The 17502-nt window shown below is 39.0% G+C and carries 16 protein-coding genes and 1 riboswitch; of the genes, 7 read left to right on the top strand and 9 right to left on the bottom strand.

Translation table 11 applies throughout. The features are described from left to right. Position 1: 1 nt before the first annotated feature. A complete protein-coding gene (locus ACF8D3_RS03905) occupies positions 2 to 694 on the bottom strand; it encodes a putative quorum-sensing-regulated virulence factor (protein WP_392470276.1) in 693 nt (230 codons plus the stop codon). Positions 695 to 945: 251 nt separating this feature from the next. Here ACF8D3_RS03905 and ACF8D3_RS03900 point away from each other — a divergent pair, with 251 nt between their 5' ends. From ACF8D3_RS03900 to ACF8D3_RS03870, 7 genes are all read left to right on the top strand, one after another. Beyond that, positions 946 to 2181 (top strand): alpha/beta fold hydrolase, encoded by a 1236-nt coding sequence (locus ACF8D3_RS03900; RefSeq protein WP_004880114.1) that lies wholly within the window; start codon positions 946 to 948, stop codon positions 2179 to 2181. A 253-nt stretch (positions 2182 to 2434) separates the two neighbouring features. Next, positions 2435 to 3688, top strand: a complete 1254-nt coding sequence (gene glyA / locus ACF8D3_RS03895) for a serine hydroxymethyltransferase (RefSeq protein WP_023012501.1) — start codon at positions 2435 to 2437, stop codon at positions 3686 to 3688. Positions 3689 to 3894: 206 nt separating this feature from the next. Beyond that, positions 3895 to 3990, top strand: a riboswitch (guanidine-I (ykkC/yxkD leader). A 48-nt stretch (positions 3991 to 4038) separates the two neighbouring features. Further along, a complete protein-coding gene (locus tag ACF8D3_RS03890) occupies positions 4039 to 4776 on the top strand; it encodes an urea amidolyase associated protein UAAP1 (protein ID WP_392470272.1) in 738 nt (245 codons plus the stop codon). A 17-nt stretch (positions 4777 to 4793) separates the two neighbouring features. Continuing rightward, positions 4794 to 5438 carry an urea amidolyase associated protein UAAP2 gene (locus ACF8D3_RS03885; RefSeq protein ID WP_007482094.1) on the top strand — a complete coding sequence of 215 codons (645 nt, stop codon included), beginning with the start codon at positions 4794 to 4796 and terminating at the stop codon, positions 5436 to 5438. A gap of 12 nt (positions 5439 to 5450) precedes the next feature. Then, entirely contained in the window at positions 5451 to 9053 is a 3603-nt protein-coding gene (gene uca / locus ACF8D3_RS03880) for an urea carboxylase (RefSeq protein ID WP_392470270.1), read from the top strand. A 301-nt stretch (positions 9054 to 9354) separates the two neighbouring features. Next, positions 9355 to 9792: a CopG family ribbon-helix-helix protein gene (locus tag ACF8D3_RS03875; protein ID WP_392470310.1), complete on the top strand. Its 438-nt coding sequence runs from the start codon at positions 9355 to 9357 to the stop codon at positions 9790 to 9792. Between the two features lie 81 nt (positions 9793 to 9873). Then, a complete protein-coding gene (locus tag ACF8D3_RS03870; protein ID WP_374974281.1) occupies positions 9874 to 10905 on the top strand; it encodes an ABC transporter substrate-binding protein in 1032 nt (343 codons plus the stop codon). A gap of 50 nt (positions 10906 to 10955) precedes the next feature. On the opposite strand, the gene ACF8D3_RS03865 is transcribed toward ACF8D3_RS03870, so the two are convergent. The 8 genes from ACF8D3_RS03865 to ACF8D3_RS03830 form a co-directional block, all read right to left on the bottom strand. Beyond that, on the bottom strand, positions 10956 to 11285 hold the full coding sequence (locus ACF8D3_RS03865) for a multidrug efflux SMR transporter (protein WP_004880095.1): 330 nt from the start codon (positions 11283 to 11285) through the stop codon (positions 10956 to 10958). Between the two features lie 18 nt (positions 11286 to 11303). Continuing rightward, the gene (locus tag ACF8D3_RS03860; protein WP_392470267.1) at positions 11304 to 12179 is read right to left on the bottom strand and encodes a hypothetical protein; all 876 of its coding nucleotides are present in this window, start codon (positions 12177 to 12179) and stop codon (positions 11304 to 11306) included. Continuing rightward, positions 12176 to 13192: an isopenicillin N synthase family dioxygenase gene (locus ACF8D3_RS03855; RefSeq protein ID WP_392470265.1), complete on the bottom strand. Its 1017-nt coding sequence runs from the start codon at positions 13190 to 13192 to the stop codon at positions 12176 to 12178. Before ACF8D3_RS03855 ends, ACF8D3_RS03860 begins: the two co-directional genes overlap by 4 nt. Positions 13193 to 13246: 54 nt before the next feature. Continuing rightward, positions 13247 to 14125 (bottom strand): ABC transporter ATP-binding protein, encoded by an 879-nt coding sequence (locus ACF8D3_RS03850; protein ID WP_392470263.1) that lies wholly within the window; start codon positions 14123 to 14125, stop codon positions 13247 to 13249. 2 nt (positions 14126 to 14127) lie between these two features. Next, positions 14128 to 15063, bottom strand: a complete 936-nt coding sequence (locus tag ACF8D3_RS03845; RefSeq protein ID WP_392470261.1) for an ABC transporter permease — start codon at positions 15061 to 15063, stop codon at positions 14128 to 14130. A 174-nt stretch (positions 15064 to 15237) separates the two neighbouring features. Continuing rightward, positions 15238 to 15492, bottom strand: coding sequence for a YfhL family 4Fe-4S dicluster ferredoxin (locus ACF8D3_RS03840; RefSeq protein ID WP_136458504.1), 255 nt, complete (start codon positions 15490 to 15492; stop codon positions 15238 to 15240). Between the two features lie 3 nt (positions 15493 to 15495). After that, positions 15496 to 16860, bottom strand: coding sequence for a tRNA 5-hydroxyuridine modification protein YegQ (gene yegQ, locus ACF8D3_RS03835; protein WP_392470258.1), 1365 nt, complete (start codon positions 16858 to 16860; stop codon positions 15496 to 15498). 201 nt (positions 16861 to 17061) lie between these two features. Continuing rightward, positions 17062 to 17487 (bottom strand): hypothetical protein, encoded by a 426-nt coding sequence (locus ACF8D3_RS03830; RefSeq protein WP_392470256.1) that lies wholly within the window; start codon positions 17485 to 17487, stop codon positions 17062 to 17064. Positions 17488 to 17502 lie beyond the last annotated feature (15 nt).

The raw sequence follows: 17502 nt of genomic DNA, 5'->3' as shown, positions 1-17502 counted from the left end.
GTTATTTAATTAATTTTGCTTCAAGAGCTTTACGTAAATATGGATCAAGATCTTCTTGGCGTAAAAGCCATTGAATGTAATCAGCAGGGAGGTCTTGAATAGCTGTACCTTTATGTTTTCCAAAAGTAATACTTTTAGGAATACGCGCTTCTTCTGAAGCAATGTAAAGTTCTTCTATATTTTGAATATCTAATTGATGAATGATATGCATCAGGATATTGGCCGTTAAAATAATGTCAGCATCCGCACGATGTGCTCCTTTTAACATTTCCCGAGCTTTGTCACTGCCTTTTGAAATTAAATAAATCAAAGCTGAAATGTTATGAGCTTCTGCATTTTCCCATACGCGGCGAGCTAAAGCCAAAGTACAAATAGGTTTTAGAGCTGAAGTATCTACACCACATCTAGCAATAGCAGCAATATCATAATCAACGTTATGGCCAATAATATATCGAGTTTCTGATGGAAGTTGAAATTCATTATAAAAAGGCTGATCAATTAAATCAGATTCTAAAATGTGGTGTACCGCCATTGCAGCAAATGAGATCGGTTGCCCAACTTGATAGAGTTGGTCAAAGATTTGTGACTTATCTAAACTTAATTTGCCAGCTTGAATTTCAATAGGCGCGTAAGCAATTTCAATAGGCAAGCCATTTAATGTATGTGTTTCTGTATCTAAAATAATGGCTTGCATAAAAAATGGCTCGAGTTGAATTTAGAATTTTATTATCTTACAAGAAATTTACATAAGACAATCACTAAGAGAAGGCATAACAATATTTTATGTGTTCTAGTGTGCTTCCTGCCTAAATAAAAGTCAAAAAATGCTGGAAATGAAAAAAGTACTTGAATCAAAGCAATATTGGGCGTAATTCTTATAAAGGTTAATGCCTTAGAAATTTAGACTAAGGAAAACAATAAATAAAATAGTTAAGGAAAAACTTCATGAAGATGAAATTACTTACGGCGGTTATGCTGAGTTCTAGCTTATTGCTTACAGCATGTGGTGGCGATGGTGATACATACTATTATTCTTCAAAACCTGATGTACCTGAAAATAATATTGCTGATCCTGTTGTTGGTATTCCTGTCCCTTATGTAAAGTCGGATTTCAGTGCAGTTGCTTCTGAAAGTTCAGTCATGACTTATAAAATGTTAGGGCAAGATGGAAAAGTAACAACGGCTACGAGCTTAGTATTTGTTCCTGGTGGCCCTATGCCAGCTGGAGGATGGAAAATTGTTGCGTGGGCACATGGTACAACCGGCGTGGCGGACCAGTGTGCACCGAGTCGTAATGAAACGAATCCATATATTAAAGCAATGATTAGTCAATTTCTTGCTGAAGGTTATGTAGTTGTTGCACCTGATTATGAAGGTTTAGGTGAGCCAAGCGGACGAGAACTACATCCATTCTTAAATGTGAAAAGCGAAGCATATTCTATTACTGATGCAGTTGTTGCAGCTCGTTCTTATTTAGCTGGACAAGGGAAAGTTATATCGCGTCAATGGATGGCTGTAGGTCATTCTCAAGGTGGTCAGGCAGCGCTAGGCGCAGCTCAATATGCAAGTCGTGCAAAGTTGGACTATAAAGGCACTGTTGCTGTCGCTCCAGCATCAAATTTAGGTACGATTTTATACGGTGGGGAGTTATCTGTTAAAGATGCTCCAGTTGCTCAACAAATACCTGTTTATGCACAATTGGATACTTTTACAGCTTTGATCACAGCTGGATTGAGAAATCTTCAACCAACATTTAACTATTCAAATGTCTTTAAATCACCAACAGATTTAATTGCGAGCAATGCAGAGTCAGATTGTTATGATGTTCTGGGAGGTAAATTTGCTGCTGCGATGCAAACCTATGCAGGTCAAAATGGTAATTTAACAAACTACCCGCGGACACAAGAAAATTTCATGTTATTACCGTTGGTGAAAACTTTCTTGGAGAGTGATTCGCAACCTGCACAGGTTAAGTTAGATCAACCTGTTACGATCTATCAAGGTGCTAAAGATACAACTGTGCCGATGGTTGCGACAAATGCGCTAGTTTCAGCTGCAACGCTGAAGGGTTCTCAGGTGCAATATATAACGAATGCTGATTGGGATCACGGTACAGCTTATGCCCTAAATATTCAAAACATCGTGAATGATGTCAAAACAGCTATGCCACCAATGAACTAATAAATTCCATGGTAGGGGAAGCCCAGTTTTCTATTGTTTAGATAACTGGGCTTTAATGATTCAATAATTAAAAAAATAGAATTGTATAAAAAAGAAATAATTGGTTTCTCAAAAAAGAAATAAATAGCCATGCATGAATAAAATTCACTAAGAATTAAGTAAATATCAAGCTCTGTAACAGCAAACTTCATGCTATAATTCGCACCAATCTTTAGCACGGCTTAAAAGCCCTAATTTATAGGACCCTCCGCTAATGTTTGCCAATATCTCTATTGCTGAATTTGATCCAGAATTAGCTCAAGCGATCGCTTCTGAAGGTGAACGCCAAGAAGCTCACATCGAGTTAATTGCTTCTGAAAACTATTGCTCTAAGGCTGTAATGGAAGCTCAAGGCTCAAAACTTACGAATAAATATGCAGAAGGTTATCCTGGCAAACGCTATTACGGCGGTTGTGAATATGTTGATGTCATCGAACAACTTGCCATTGATCGTGCAAAAGCTTTGTTTGGTGCTGACTATGCAAACGTTCAACCACATGCTGGTTCACAAGCAAACTCTGCTGTTTATTTAGCGCTTCTTAACCCGGGCGATACAGTTTTGGGTATGAGCTTAGCTCACGGTGGTCACTTGACGCACGGTGCTAAAGTAAGTTTTTCTGGTAAAACTTATAATGCGATTCAGTATGGCTTAAACCCTGAAACTGGCGAAATCGATTATGAAGAAGTAGAACGTTTAGCTTTAGAACATAAGCCACGCATGATCGTTGCTGGTTTCTCTGCTTATAGCCAAGTTGTTGATTGGCAGCGTTTCCGTGACATCGCGGATAAAGTAGGTGCTTATCTTTTTGTTGATATGGCTCACGTTGCAGGCTTGGTTGCTGCTGGTGTTTATCCTAACCCAGTTCAAATTGCTGATGTAACAACAACGACGACTCATAAAACACTTCGTGGTCCTCGTTCAGGTTTAATCCTTGCGAAAGCAAACGAAGAAATCGAGAAAAAACTTCAATCAGCTGTATTCCCTGGTAACCAAGGCGGTCCTTTGATGCATGCAATTGCTGCTAAAGCAATTTGCTTCAAAGAGGCGATGTCTGATGAGTTCAAAACTTACCAACAACAAGTTGTGAAAAATGCTCAAGCAATGGCTGAAGTGTTAATTTCGCGTGGTTATGATGTTGTATCTGGTGGTACAGAAAACCATTTATTCTTATTGTCTTTAATTAAGCAAGACGTAACGGGTAAAGATGCTGATGCTTGGTTAGGTGCTGCACATATCACTGTAAACAAAAACGCGGTTCCAAATGATCCACGTTCACCATTTGTCACTTCTGGTATCCGTATTGGTACGCCAGCAGTTACAACACGTGGTTTCGGTGAAGCGGAAGTTCGCGAACTTGCTGGTTGGATCGCTGATGTGATCGACAGCAAAGGTGACGAAAAAGTTATCGCTGATGTGAAAGCAAAAGTTGAAGCTGTTTGTGCAAAATTCCCAGTATATGCAAACTAATGTGTATATCTAAAAAAGCGCCGTAAGGCGCTTTTTTTATGTCTAAAAATATGGAAATAGAAGAATCAACTTTTCTCATTAAGCATCATCTTGGTGCCCATTTTAATGGAACTCTCAAATTCTCACTAAAATTGATCATTTTGGTATTACTAAATATAAAAAACGTAATACTTATTTGGCATGTCTTTTGCTTCGTCTTATGAGAGATAAAAGTTGTCTAGGGTTCCGATGCTGATTGGCGTGACTGGTCCGAGAGATGACGGTTCGACAGAACTACACGGAGGGATAAAAGCCCGGGAGGTCAGGCATTTTGCCATAACGAGGTTTAAATTATCCGCAAGAGGTTTGTTATGAATCAATCGGTCTATCACGACAATAAGATACTCTGGAGTGAAACATTACCGGGTGGGCATCATTGGTCTGGTCGAATCCAAAGAGGCACTGTTTTACAACTTGAAGCCTTAAATCAGAATGCAAATGTTTCATTATTCTGTGTAAATGCTGATGAGAAATTAGAGCGCTTCAATATGCCTGATAGTTTGAAAGCTCAACATACGGCATTTTTATCGACAGGGCATGTATTGTACTCTGATCTCGGGCGAGTCATGGCATCGATAGTGAAAGACGATCATGGCTGGAATGATGTGTTTTGTGGCCCAAGCACAGCGGAACAAATTGCTAAAAACTTCGGTAAAAAGAGCTTCCAAGATGCACGTAATGATATGCATCAAAATGGTTTAGAAAGTTTGTTGATTGAGCTAACTAAGTTCGGTTTATCCCAAGCTGATTTAACAGCAACCGTGAATTTATTTTCGAAAGTACAGCCTGATGACGGTGGAAAACTGTCTTATGTGCAAAATAACAATCTGAATCAAATCATTGAATTGAGATTTGATATGGATTGTTTAGTCTTTCTTTCTGCTGCACCACATCCATTAGATCAATCTGATCATTATAACCCCGCTGATATTCAGCTTCGTTTATTTAAAGCCAATCCCTTAACTGAGCATGATATTTGCCGAGATTCATGTCCGCAAAACCAACGTGGTTTTGCCAACAATCAACGTTATTACGCATTATCAAATTAATTTGGGGGGAATAGACAATGACAGCATTACAACAATTTGAAAAAACAGTTTTAGATCAAGTTTGTCCAGCAGGCGAGGCTTGGATGTGTGAGGTAAAACAAGGTCAATATTTCCGAATTATTGATTTAGAAGGAAATCAAGCCGTTGATACTTTGTTTATCAGTGCCGAAAATGCTGATGAGCGATATAGCGCGACAGATACGCTTGCGCAGAATCAGCAACTGTATTTGGAAAAAGGTACAACGCTCTATAGTAACTATGCACGCCCAATTGCCGTGATCGTCGATGATAATTGTGGTCGACATGACACCTTAGGCGGCGCATGTTCATGTGAAAGTAATACGGTTCGTTATGCACATGATAAATACCCGATGCATAGTTGCCGTAATAATTTTATGTATGCTTTGGCACAGCATCCTATTGCAAAAAAACATCAGCTCAATGTTCGTCATATAGGCCCGAATATTAATTTTTTTATGAATGTTCCTGTTACGGCTGATGGACATCTAAAGTTCGATGATGGTGTTTCTGCACCGGGTAAATATGTGGAAATTAGAGCCGAAATGGATTTAATCGTACTTATTTCTAATTGCCCTCAATTAAATAATCCTTGCAATGCCTATAACCCAACAAAAATTCAACTCGTCGTACGTGAAGCTTGAGGGGAATAGCATATGTTTAAAAAAGTACTTATTGCCAATCGTGGTGCTATTGCTTGTCGAGTAATTCGTACGCTGCGTAAATTAGGCATTCAATCGGTTGCTGTTTATTCAGAAGCAGATCGTGATTCTTTACATGTTTCTATGGCAGATGAAGCGGTGTTTATTGGTAATTCTGCTGCACAACAAAGTTATTTAAATATTGAGAAAATCCTTGCGGCAGCACTTGAGTCTGGTGCAGAAGCGATTCATCCTGGATATGGTTTCTTATCTGAAAACGCTGCATTTTGTGATTTATGTGAGCAACAAGGCATTGCATTTATTGGCCCAACATCACAACAAATGCGTGATTTTGGCCTAAAGCATACAGCACGTGAATTAGCAATTCAGAATCAAGTTCCTTTATTACCGGGCAGCAAATTACTTATTGATGAACAAGATGCAATTGTACAAGCCAAGCAGATTGGCTATCCCGTGATGCTGAAAAGTACTGCGGGTGGTGGTGGAATTGGGATGCGTTTGGTTTGGAATGAAGTTGAGCTCAGAGATGCTTACCAGACGGTTTCCTATCTTGCGCAAGCAAACTTTAAAGACGCAGGATTATATTTAGAAAAATTTGTTCAAAATGCGCGTCATATCGAAGTACAAATTTTTGGTGATGGCAAAGGTCATGTACTTGCATTAGGTGAGCGTGATTGTTCGGTTCAGCGCCGTAATCAAAAAGTGATAGAGGAAACACCAGCACCACATTTAAATAATCAACAGCGTAAATACATTCAACAAGTCGCTATTCAACTCATGCAATCGGTTCAGTATCGCTCTGCTGGTACAGTTGAATTTGTGATGGATACGGACACGCAAGAATTCTATTTTCTTGAGGTCAATACGAGACTTCAAGTGGAACATGGTGTAACTGAGCAAGTGTATGGCGTTGATCTTGTTGAATGGATGGTGACTTTAGCGAGTGGTGATTGGTTAGAACCAACGCAACAACTCGAATCAAAAGGGCACTCAATTCAAGTGCGTTTATATGCAGAAGATCCGATTAAGAATTTCCAGCCAAGTGCGGGTCTATTAACTAGCGTACAGTTCGATGCATCGTCACGTGTTGAGACGTGGGTTGAAACAGGATCAAATGTTTCTTCATTCTATGATCCGATGATTGCCAAAATTATTGTGACTGCAAATGATCGAGATCATGCAATTCACGCAATGCAAAATAGCCTAAGTAAGACTGAAATTGCAGGCATTGAAACTAATTTAGAATATTTACAAGAAATTATCCGTTGTGAGGTGTTCAATCAAGGAACTCAAACGACTCGCTTTTTAAATACATTTGAATGGAAAACGCAAAAGATAGAGGTTCTACAATCTGGCATACAAACCGCTGTACAAGATGTGACGGGACGTTTGGGCTACTGGGATGTCGGTGTTCCGCCATCTGGGGCAATGGATGCATTAAGCTTAAATGTTGCAAACCAATTGCTGGATAATCCTTTTAATACAGCAGGCTTGGAATGTACTTTACAAGGTCCTACGCTTAAGTTTCATTGTGATAGCCAAATCGTTTTAACTGGCGGAGATATGGAAGCTAGTTTAGATGGTCAGATCATTCCAATGTGGTCAACCATCAATGTTCGCAAAGGGCAAGTTTTGAAATGCGGACGAATTTCCACGGGTTGTCGAAGCTATATTGGTATTAAAGGTGGTTTAAATGTTCCTGCTTATTTAGGGAGTTTAGCGACGTTTACTTTAGGGCAATTTGGTGGTCACGCAGGAAGAAATTTGCTGATCGGTGATATGTTGCCTATCTTTGAAAGCAGTTTAGAAAATACGCATTCGCTAGATGCGGCTCAAATTCCTAGTTTTGGAACAAGTTGGGAAATTGCAGTGATGTACGGGCCACACGGTGCGCCAGACTTCTTTACGAAAAATGATATTTCCATGTTTTTTGAACAAGAATGGGAAATTCACTTTAATTCGAGCCGTACAGGGATTCGCTTAGTTGGTCCTAAACCTGAATGGGCGCGTATCGATGGTGGTGAAGCGGGGTTACATCCATCGAATATCCATGATAATGCTTATGCAATTGGAGCGATTGATTTTACGGGTGATATGCCAATTATCTTAGGGCCTGATGGTCCGAGTTTAGGTGGCTTTGTTTGCCCAGCCGTTGTGATTAATGCTGAACTATGGAAATTGGGGCAGCTAAAAGCAGGGGATAAAGTGAAGTTTATTCCTGTAAGTTACCAGCAAGCTCAACAACTAGAACAGCAATATCAAACAGCATTGCAACATAAAACAACAGCGAATGTGAATTTCTCACCAGTTATTCAGGCAGAAGAAATCACTTTAGAAAATGCTGTTTTAGCAACATTGGCACAAGGTGAAGACAAACCTACTGTAACGTATCGACCTGCTGGTAATCATTATTTATTGGTCGAGTATGGGGATCTGGTCTTAGACCTCAATTTAAGATTCCGTATTCACGCTTTAATGCAGTGGGTAAAACAGCAAAATATTCAAGGTATTATTGATCTCACGCCGGGGATTCGTTCACTACAAATTCACTATCATTCGAGTATCTTAGATCAATCAGATTTACTGAAATTATTACAATCTGCTGAAGCCGAACTGCCTGATATTGAGAATATGCAAGTTGCTTCTCGAACGGTGTATTTACCATTGGCTTGGGAGGATTCACAAACTCAACTGGCGACTGAAAAATATACGCAACTCGTTCGACCAGATGCGCCTTGGTGTCCAGATAATATTGAGTTTATTCGCCGTATTAATGGTTTGGAGTCGAAACAAGCTGTTAAGGATGTCGTCTATAACACTTCGTATTTAGTGATGGGATTGGGTGATGTTTATCTCGGTGCACCAGTTGCAACGCCACTTGATCCAAGACATCGATTAGTTACAACCAAATATAATCCTGCGAGAACATGGACACCTGAAAATGCTGTAGGTATCGGTGGTGCGTATATGTGTGTTTACGGCATGGAAGGGCCGGGTGGTTATCAATTTGTTGGGCGTACCACGCAAGTCTGGAGTCGTTATCGTCAAAATCCTAATTTTGAATTAGATAAGCCGTGGTTACTGAGATTCTTCGATCAAATTCGTTTTTATGAAGTGTCTGAAACTGAACTATTGGAGATGCGTGAAGATTTTAAAGCGGGACGTTTAAAGCTTAGAATTGAAGATGGTGTTTTAAATCTTAAGGAATACAATGCTTTTCTTAAAGAAAATCAGGCAAGTATTCAAGAGTTTAAGCAGGTTCAACAAGAAAATTTTGAAGCAGAACGCCGTAGATGGCATGAAGCAGGTTTAGCTGAATATGTTTCCGAAAGCATGGATGTTGTGCTTGATGATACTGAAATCAATATACCTACAGGTGGAATGGTTGTTGAATCACACATGCCGGGTTCAGTCTGGAAAATTGAATGTGCGGTTGGCGATATCATTGAGGAGGGTGAAACCCTTGCGGTGATAGAGGCGATGAAAATTGAAATTCCAATCATTGCACCAGCGAAAATGAAAGTCGATACCATCTTGATTGATAAAGCGCAAACGGTCAAAACAGGTCAAGCTTTGTTTACTTTAGCACCCGCATAATATTTGAAAAATATAATGATGCATGAAAAGCCCTATCATGAAACATAGGGCTGTTTTTTGCACATTTTTTAAACTTGATAAGTGCTTTTGAGCGTAAATAATCCCATAAAAACTGGCATAGATACTGCATTAAATAATACGAATTAGAAAATTAGTATTACTGAGGTAGCGATGGATACCAAGCGAATCATGATTCAGTATTGCAAACTCGTTATGCATGTTTTGGTTGATCTTTTAGCAGTGAGAGCAGGTTTATATGTCAAACAAGAAAGACCAAGTGCAAAAAAGTAACTCAAGCAAACTGAAGGATAAACCGAAACTGACACGCATCAGTATTACGGTGCCTGAAAAGACCGTTAAAGCTTTGGATCAGAAGATCGTAGAAGAGCATTACGAAAGTCGTTCTCAAGCAATCGTAGATATGATCAATCGCCATTTGATTCATCAATACACCACCGAGAACTCAGTCATGGTGGGAACTTTAACGTTGTTATATCAGCGCAATACAGCCAACATCCGCGTGCAACTCGCTGATTTACAACATGAGTTTCTTGAGCAAGTGATTAGTTCTTTGAGTATTCAGTTAGATGATCAAAAAATCTTAGAGGTTATGCTCTTGCAAGGAAAAAGTAATGATCTTAAACAAATTAGTCAGCAATTTATTGCATTAAAAGGTGTGATTAAAGGCCATCTTGAGCTGATGGATGCAGTTATGCCGCCACTGCAACAAAACGATTAACAGTGCGTTTGCTACGCATTATTTTCTAGTTAAAGATTTTACGTATCAATGTCATAAAACATTCTCTAATGGGGTCACATTATGAAGCAAGCAATTACAACATTATCCATCTCTGTATTATTGGGTTTGGCTGTTACAGGATGCGATAATTCAGCCAAAGTACCTACGGCCGATAAAGCTGCTGATTCAACAAGTAGCAATGCAAGTACACCAATTACTATTGGCTATAGTGATTGGCCGGGCTTTGTCGCATGGCAAGTAGCAATCGAAAAAGGCTGGTTAAAAGAAGCGGGCTTAAATGTAGATTTTAAATGGTTTGATTATTCAGCGTCTCTTTCTGCTTTTGCGGCTAATCAATTAGACGCAGTGTTGGTTACAAATGGCGATAATTTAGTGAATGCTTCTGGTGGAACCAAGGGCATGATGATCATGGTGACGGATTATTCTGCTGGTAATGATGTCATTATTGCCAAAGAAGGTATTAACTCAATTAGTGATCTAAAAGGTAAGTCCGTTGCAACGGAAAAAGGTTTAGTAGATCACTTACTCCTTTCAACAGCTTTAGATGATTCTAAAATTCCTGCAACAGATGTGAAACTTGTTAATTCAGTCACCAACGAACTCCCGCAAGTATTCACCAGTAAGGATATTTCTGCGATTGCAGTTTGGCAGCCTGTTGCCAATCAAGCTTTAAAAGCAGTGGCTGGTTCAAAGATTATTTATACATCTAAAGACAAACCAGGTTTGATTTACGATACGCTTTCAGTGAATGCGAGCCATTTATCTGCTCATAAAGAGGATTGGAAGAAACTGATTCAAGTTTGGGATAAGACTGTAAAATATATTCAAGATCCTGCAACACATGCCGATGCGGTAAAAATTATGGCAAATCGTGTAGGTGTTGACCCTGCACAGTATGAACAATTTATTGATGGTACACATTTACTGGATCTTGCTGCGAATAAACAAGTATTTGCAAAAGGAGACGGTTTTGATTCAATCTATGGCTCTACTTACCATGTCAATAAATTCAATGTGAGCAATGGCATATATAAAGCAGAAGTCGATGCGGATGGATTAATTTATCCAGCACTTGTGGAAGAGTTAAAATAACAATAGTTATAAAAAAACCGTTCATGCAGAACGGTTTTTTTATAACTTTTTTAGATATGCGTACTTTTAGAAAATACATTAATCACAATAATTCCTGTGATCATCAAGCCTAGACCAATAAATGCAGCGGTGTCTAAGTGTTGTTTGAAAAAAATCCAACCTACGGCAGAAATAAGCACAATACCTGCACCTGACCAAATCGCATACGCAATGCCTACAGGTATCGTTTTCAGTGTAAGGGATAAAAAGAACAAGGCAACGGTATAACCTAAAATGGTAATGATCGAGGGAACTAAAACGCTGAATCCTTGGGAAGCTTTAAGCGCTGAGGTTGCGATTACCTCAGCAACAATTGCTATAGCTAAAAATAGATAAGACATAAACCTCCAAAGCTCCACTCAAATTGTCGTTTGTGCATGTTTTAGTAAATGATTTTGCTCTTGAGCTAACCATTGTTGCCCTGAATCGGAACAAGCAGAGATATGATCAAAAACAAAATCAGGCTGATAAACGTCAAGTTTAAAATATAGAAGATATTTGTCATCACCAATCATTTTTAATTGTGTAATGGTCTGATCTTCTAATAATTCAAAATGATCAAGTAAAATGTTTTGATCAATTTGAGTGGACTGCGTACTCCAGCAAATATTCGAACCATTCAATGCGATCGAAACTTCATAGCTTTCAATTTCACTCTTCAGATCATGCACCTCAGCTAAAGTAGCATATTGGTTTATCTGCTGTTGAATCTGAGGGAAACGTGATTGGGCATAAGCAATATGTTGATCTGTGATGACAAGACCACCATCAACAGGATATATTTGCTCGGTTTTTAAACATTGTATTTGAAATAGTCGTAACCCGAAAAATAATCCTTTATTTGCTTGTTGACGCCAATCTTCGACATAAGCATTAGACGGTGCAAACTCTAAGATAGAATTTCCAATCGGATAGAGTTTTGCTGGTTCAGGCCATTGAATATGATTCTGATAACTTTGCTGAATTTCCCAAGATAATAATGCTGTTTGGCTGTCCCATATTGTACTGCCAATCCAACCCTGACGTTCATGTAGTGCGGTTTGATTGCCGTCAGGAAGTCGGAGGTCAATGCTAAATGATTTTGATTGGAACCAATAAACAATCGTATTTTCATCCGTTAAACCATTGTAGAAGCTGATACTTTTACGTCTGAAACTTCCAAATAAATATCGGGGTAAGGTTAAGTCTGCGATGGGCGTTGGGTTTAATTGCTTTAATAATTGTTCAAGGTTCATGATACTTCTCCTTGTTCATTCAAGCCAAAGGAGTAAAGCGGTCGTGCATTTTCTAAAACCAGCTCACCTGAAGCAATGCGTTGTTTTAGATATCTAAAAGTTTGCGCTGTTTGATTAAATAAATGCTCACCACCTTTCATGGGTGGATAATGAGGAACTTCATTCTTGATAATGGGTTGGATGATATAGTCGTAATCACAAGAGAAAAACAAAGGGAAAGAATAGCGTTCTTGTTTGACGCGTTTAACACGGTGTTTGGTTGCTATGTAACGACCATTCGATAAGATTTCCATCATATCTCCGATATTCATCACCATCGTATTTTCAATCAGTGGAATATCAATCCATTCACCTTGTTTATCTAATACCTGTAGTCCTTCTGCCGTTGGAAAAAGTAGAGTAAAGCATTCGTAATCTGTATGAGCACCAATCCCAAACTGATCTTCGGCATTTGGATTGAAAGGATAGTGGATCAGTCTTAATTGACTCGGTGCATGCTTTAAATGCGCATCAAAATAGTCTTCTTCTAACTCCAAAGCCAGCGCAAATGCTTTAAAAAGTTGATGGCCAATTGCTTTGATATGTTGGTAGTAAGCTAAAACTTGTTCTTTAAATTGAGAATCATTAGGCCATTGTGTAGGACCGAGTAAAGGGCGGCGATTTTCAATTTCCTGATAGTCATAATTGATGTCATATGCTTCTTTTAAGTCATATACATTGGCTTTGAATTGTTCCTCTCCAATCGGAACATAACCACTGTGGTTTTTTGAAAGTCCGATGTAGTTTTGCATTTTTTGATTTTCATCTTGAGCAAAGTAACTTTCAGCGATTTCTTTGAGTTTATCGAAAAGTTCAGGCTGAAATTGTTCGCCTTGAATGTACAAAAAACCAACTTCTTGACAGGCTCGATCCAGTGCTTGAACGACTTGCATCCGATCTTCTAAGCAATCGCTGTTTAGAAGAGAAATGTCGATAAGTGGCAGGACATATTCATGGTTCATGATCTTCACCATAGGCTGGTCGTCCAGCAATAAATGAAGCGAATTGGGTCGTCCCAATTGCTATTTTTATTTCTGTGTACTGACTTGAGTCATGCGTGGAATTTTAGGTAAATCCTCTAAGGATGGATCAAGTTCTTCTTCTTGACTATGTACAAGTTGATTCACGCGATCACGTAATTGTTTGAACTCCGTTGAGTGAATTAAGTCGAAAGATCGAGGTCGAGGCAAATTAACTTCGATAACTTCTTTTACTTCACCAGGGTTGGCTTTTAATGCCACGATACGATCGGCCAATAAAATCGCCTCATCCATGTCATGGGTAACAAACATAATCGTGAGGTCAATGTTTTGCCATAAATCCATCAAATGTTTTTGCATCTTTTGGCGGGTGTAAGGATCAAGTGCGCCAAAAGGCTCATCCATTAATAATATTTTAGGTTCATTGACCAATGCTCTAGCAATCGCAACACGTTGTTTCATGCCACCTGAAAGCTCATGTGGAAATTGATTTTCATACTTATCTAAGCCAATGATGTTAATCCATTCCCGTGCCATTTCTTCTGCGCGAGTTCGGCTGATGCCTTTCATGATTGGGCCGAACATGACATTTTCTTTGACTGTTTTCCAAGGAAATAAGGTATAGCCTTGAAACACCATGCCACGTTCAGAGCTAGGCCCTTTGATTTTTTGACCTTCAACTAAAACCTCGCCACTATGGAAATCATCTAATCCTGCGACAACACGACTCAAGGTGGATTTACCACAACCTGATGGGCCGATCACACAGATAAATTCTCGTTTATGAATGGTTAAATCAATTTTATTTAGGACAAGACGTTCACCATCGTCATGATTGAAGATTTGGCTCAGATTTTTGGTTTCTAGCATTACAGGACGAGTATAAATACTTTCGAAATATGCTTTTGAATCAAAATGCTCAGTCATATTTATACTCCTTTTTTCCATTTGAATAGACGCATACCTAATTTCATTAAAATTAGATCGCAGACTAGACCAATCACGCCAATAATGAGGATTGCAGCATAGACGTTATCAAAGTTTTGATAGCGCGCTTGTTGCGTAATAAACCAAGTGATGCCAGAGGTTGCGCCAATTAATTCTGAAACAATTAAATATGTCCAAGCCCAACCAAGTAAGACACGTTGATCTCGATAGATATCTGGCAATGCAGCTGGAATCACCACATAAAATAGGCTTTTGACTTTGTTTGTTCCAAGGGTATAACCCGCCTCGATTAAGCCGCGATCAACCATTCTTGTGGTATTGGCAATAATCAAAATTTGTTGAAATAAAGTACCAATCACAATGATGGCAATTTTAGGCGCATCGTTAATTCCTAGAATAGCAACCGCAAGCGCGCCAAAAGCAGGTGCAGGAAGATAGCGAAAGAACTCAACAAAAGGCTCTGTTAACTTGGAAATCGTATTTGAAAAACCGCACAAAACCCCGAGCGGTACACCAATCAACGATGAAATAAAGAATGCAGTAAATACGATTTTAATACTGTGCCACAGACTTTGATGTAGCCAAGGTGCGTCTGCTTGCTGTGGTGGTGTCGTAAATGATGTAAATAATGCTTTTGCGACTTCATGTGGAGCAGGTAAATATATTGGGTTGACTAAAATCCCTGTTGGAGGTGTTTTAGCTTGATCAACAGCTTGTTGTGCTTCTGCATAGTAAGCACTTTTCTCAAGACGTGTTCCTACCTGTAAATAAGAGACACTGCCTGAATCAGTGATTTGAACTTGAGGATGCCAAATAAAAGGTAAATAACTGACACAGCTCCAAATAAGAAGTGGAATGATAAAAGACCCCAATCCTAAGAAAAGCTTTTTCCTTTTTGACAATACTGAATGATGCATAGGCAAACACCCGTAATAATACTAATTTTAAAAAACGTAATACTATTTAGCAATTTTGATGCCAGTGTTGTGCGTTTAAATAGACATTTAGCTAGGAAAAATATCAGAACTTAAAAAGAAGTGGTACTTTCAACCATGATGGAGGGAAAGCACCACAAAATTAATTTTAACTACTTAATTATTATATAAATTTAGGCTTTTAAATTTAATGAGAAGCGCATCTTTTGATTCTAAAAAGTTAGGGTCTGGATCGATACAGTTAATCGGACACACAGCAATGCATGTAGGCGATTCATAAAAGCCTACACATTCAGTGCAACGTTGTGGGTCGATTTCGTAAACTTTTGCACCTTCATAAATCGCTTCATTGGGGCATTCTGGGAGGCACATATCGCAATTGATACATGCCGTCGTGATCATGAGTGCCATGTCTTAGTTCGCTACATAAGCCAAAGCAGAAGATTGTAATTGCTCTTTTGCATGAGGCAGGTTGCGAATTAATAAAGCATAAGCAATATCTATATCTTGTGGCAGTGGAATCTCTACGATATGACCTGAGCCTTTAGCATTGTCGATTGAATTACCTTTTAGGTCACGCATATGCTCAAGCACAAAAGAAATATTGCCTTTCGGTGTCATCAATTCTAGAGAATCACCTACGAGGAAGCGATTTTTAACTTCAATACGAACATAGTCGCCGTGACGTTCCAATACTTCACCGCAGAATTGTTGATAATCAAAATGTGATGAACCATCTTCATAGTTTTGATAGTCACTGTGAATATGTCGACGTAAGAAACCTTCGGTATAACCTCGATTTGCCAAACCTTCGAGTTGATGCATTAAACGTTGATCAAAAGCTTTGCCTGATAAAGCATCATCAATTGCTTTACGATAAATTTGTGCTGTGCGCGCACAGTAAAAATAGGATTTCGTTCTCCCTTCAATTTTAAGAGATGCAACACCCATATGCGTCAGACGATCTACATGTTGTACTGCACGGAGATCTTTTGAGTTCATAAAGTAAGTTCCATGTTCATCTTCTTCTGCAGCAAACATTTCTTCGTCATTACGTTGAACTAAAACTGTTTGTGTAGTGTTTTCTGAATCCGCGTTTGAACAACATTGTTTAGGTTCGTCTAATTGCTGAACAGGGATGACATCACCATTGGCATCTTCTTTTGCATCATGGATTCTATATTCCCAACGACATGCATTGGTGCAAGCACCTTGATTGGCATCACGTTTATTCATATAGCCCGATAGAAGACAACGACCTGAATAGGCCATGCATAAAGCACCATGCACAAATACTTCTAATTCGATTTCAGGTACATGTTTTTGGATTTCTTCAATTTCCTCAAGTGATAACTCACGAGAAAGGATGACACGACTTAGTCCATAGTCTTTCCAAAATTTTACGGTTGCCCAGTTAATCGCGTTTGCTTGTACTGAAAGATGTATTTGCATATCAGGGAAATGTTCACGCACCATCATAATCAAACCTGGATCAGACATAATTAAGGCATCAGGTTGCATCGCAATAATCGGTTCAATATCTCGAATAAAATTTTTCAGCTTACTGTTATGTGGTTGAATGTTGACAACAACATAGAATTTTTTACCTAAGGCATGTGCTTCATCAATACCGATTTTTAAATTGTCATGATCAAACTCATTATTACGAACACGTAAACTATAACGAGGTTGACCTGCATAGACAGCATCTGCTCCATAAGCAAAGGCATAACGCATATTTTTAAGAGAACCAGCAGGCGACAGTAATTCGGTATTCATGTAAAAACACAAAGGCATATAAAAAATATGGGATTATTCTAGGAAGAACAAGAAAAGGATTCAACCAAGTATTTAAGTCAGGATTTTTAGCATTAAATCCTTATTTGCCAATGCTAGTCTCACCTTTAAATAAGTCTAAATTTATAGAATCTCCAGAAATCTTGCTTAGATAATAAAAAAGCACCCGAAGGTGCTTTTGAATTAGTGACGACGATGTTTACGTTTTTTCTTATATTTTTTAGATTGGTGATTGTCATAATAACGATCTTGACCAACTTGACGACCTAAAGCTGCACCGCCAGCAGCACCCGCTGCTGCACCGATGTAACCACCCGTTGTTCCACCTAGATTTTTACCAACTGTATAGCCACCGACACCACCTAAACCGCCACCGATAGCAGCTTCGGTACGTGTACGTTTACTACTTGCAGCAGCTGCACCACCAGCACCACCAATCGCAGAACCAATCATAGCACCGCTGTTTCCACCAACTTCTTTACCAATTGCAGTACCGACAACACTACCAAGCGCAGATGTTGCTGCTACACGTGTACCATTATCTGCATGAGCAACGGTCATCATAGAGGTACTTGCTAAAATCGCACATAACCAAGCATTGGCTTTCATTTTTAACTCCACGTT

It is taken from the genome of Acinetobacter sp. YQ_14, assembly GCF_043102985.1.
Classification (GTDB): Bacteria; Pseudomonadota; Gammaproteobacteria; order Pseudomonadales; family Moraxellaceae; genus Acinetobacter; species Acinetobacter venetianus.
The sequence above is the reverse complement of the archived record's forward strand: the minus strand, read 5'-3'. Positions and strand labels throughout refer to the sequence as shown.

What these genes read in the sequence shown, in the direction of transcription:
- yegQ (WP_392470258.1), bottom strand. Translation starts at nt 16,860, where the DNA reads ATGAATACCGAATTACTGTCGCCTGCTGGTTCTCTTAAAAATATGCGT.
- ACF8D3_RS03850 (WP_392470263.1), bottom strand. Translation starts at nt 14,125, where the DNA reads ATGACTGAGCATTTTGATTCAAAAGCATATTTCGAAAGTATTTATACT.
- ACF8D3_RS03905 (WP_392470276.1), bottom strand. Translation starts at nt 694, where the DNA reads ATGCAAGCCATTATTTTAGATACAGAAACACATACATTAAATGGCTTG.
- ACF8D3_RS03860 (WP_392470267.1), bottom strand. Translation starts at nt 12,179, where the DNA reads ATGAACCTTGAACAATTATTAAAGCAATTAAACCCAACGCCCATCGCA.
- ACF8D3_RS03855 (WP_392470265.1), bottom strand. Translation starts at nt 13,192, where the DNA reads ATGGTGAAGATCATGAACCATGAATATGTCCTGCCACTTATCGACATT.
- ACF8D3_RS03885 (WP_007482094.1), top strand. Translation starts at nt 4,794, where the DNA reads ATGACAGCATTACAACAATTTGAAAAAACAGTTTTAGATCAAGTTTGT.
- ACF8D3_RS03840 (WP_136458504.1), bottom strand. Translation starts at nt 15,492, where the DNA reads ATGGCACTCATGATCACGACGGCATGTATCAATTGCGATATGTGCCTC.
- ACF8D3_RS03870 (WP_374974281.1), top strand. Translation starts at nt 9,874, where the DNA reads ATGAAGCAAGCAATTACAACATTATCCATCTCTGTATTATTGGGTTTG.
- ACF8D3_RS03830 (WP_392470256.1), bottom strand. Translation starts at nt 17,487, where the DNA reads ATGAAAGCCAATGCTTGGTTATGTGCGATTTTAGCAAGTACCTCTATG.
- ACF8D3_RS03900 (WP_004880114.1), top strand. Translation starts at nt 946, where the DNA reads ATGAAGATGAAATTACTTACGGCGGTTATGCTGAGTTCTAGCTTATTG.
- ACF8D3_RS03865 (WP_004880095.1), bottom strand. Translation starts at nt 11,285, where the DNA reads ATGTCTTATCTATTTTTAGCTATAGCAATTGTTGCTGAGGTAATCGCA.
- ACF8D3_RS03890 (WP_392470272.1), top strand. Translation starts at nt 4,039, where the DNA reads ATGAATCAATCGGTCTATCACGACAATAAGATACTCTGGAGTGAAACA.
- glyA (WP_023012501.1), top strand. Translation starts at nt 2,435, where the DNA reads ATGTTTGCCAATATCTCTATTGCTGAATTTGATCCAGAATTAGCTCAA.
- ACF8D3_RS03845 (WP_392470261.1), bottom strand. Translation starts at nt 15,063, where the DNA reads ATGCATCATTCAGTATTGTCAAAAAGGAAAAAGCTTTTCTTAGGATTG.
- uca (WP_392470270.1), top strand. Translation starts at nt 5,451, where the DNA reads ATGTTTAAAAAAGTACTTATTGCCAATCGTGGTGCTATTGCTTGTCGA.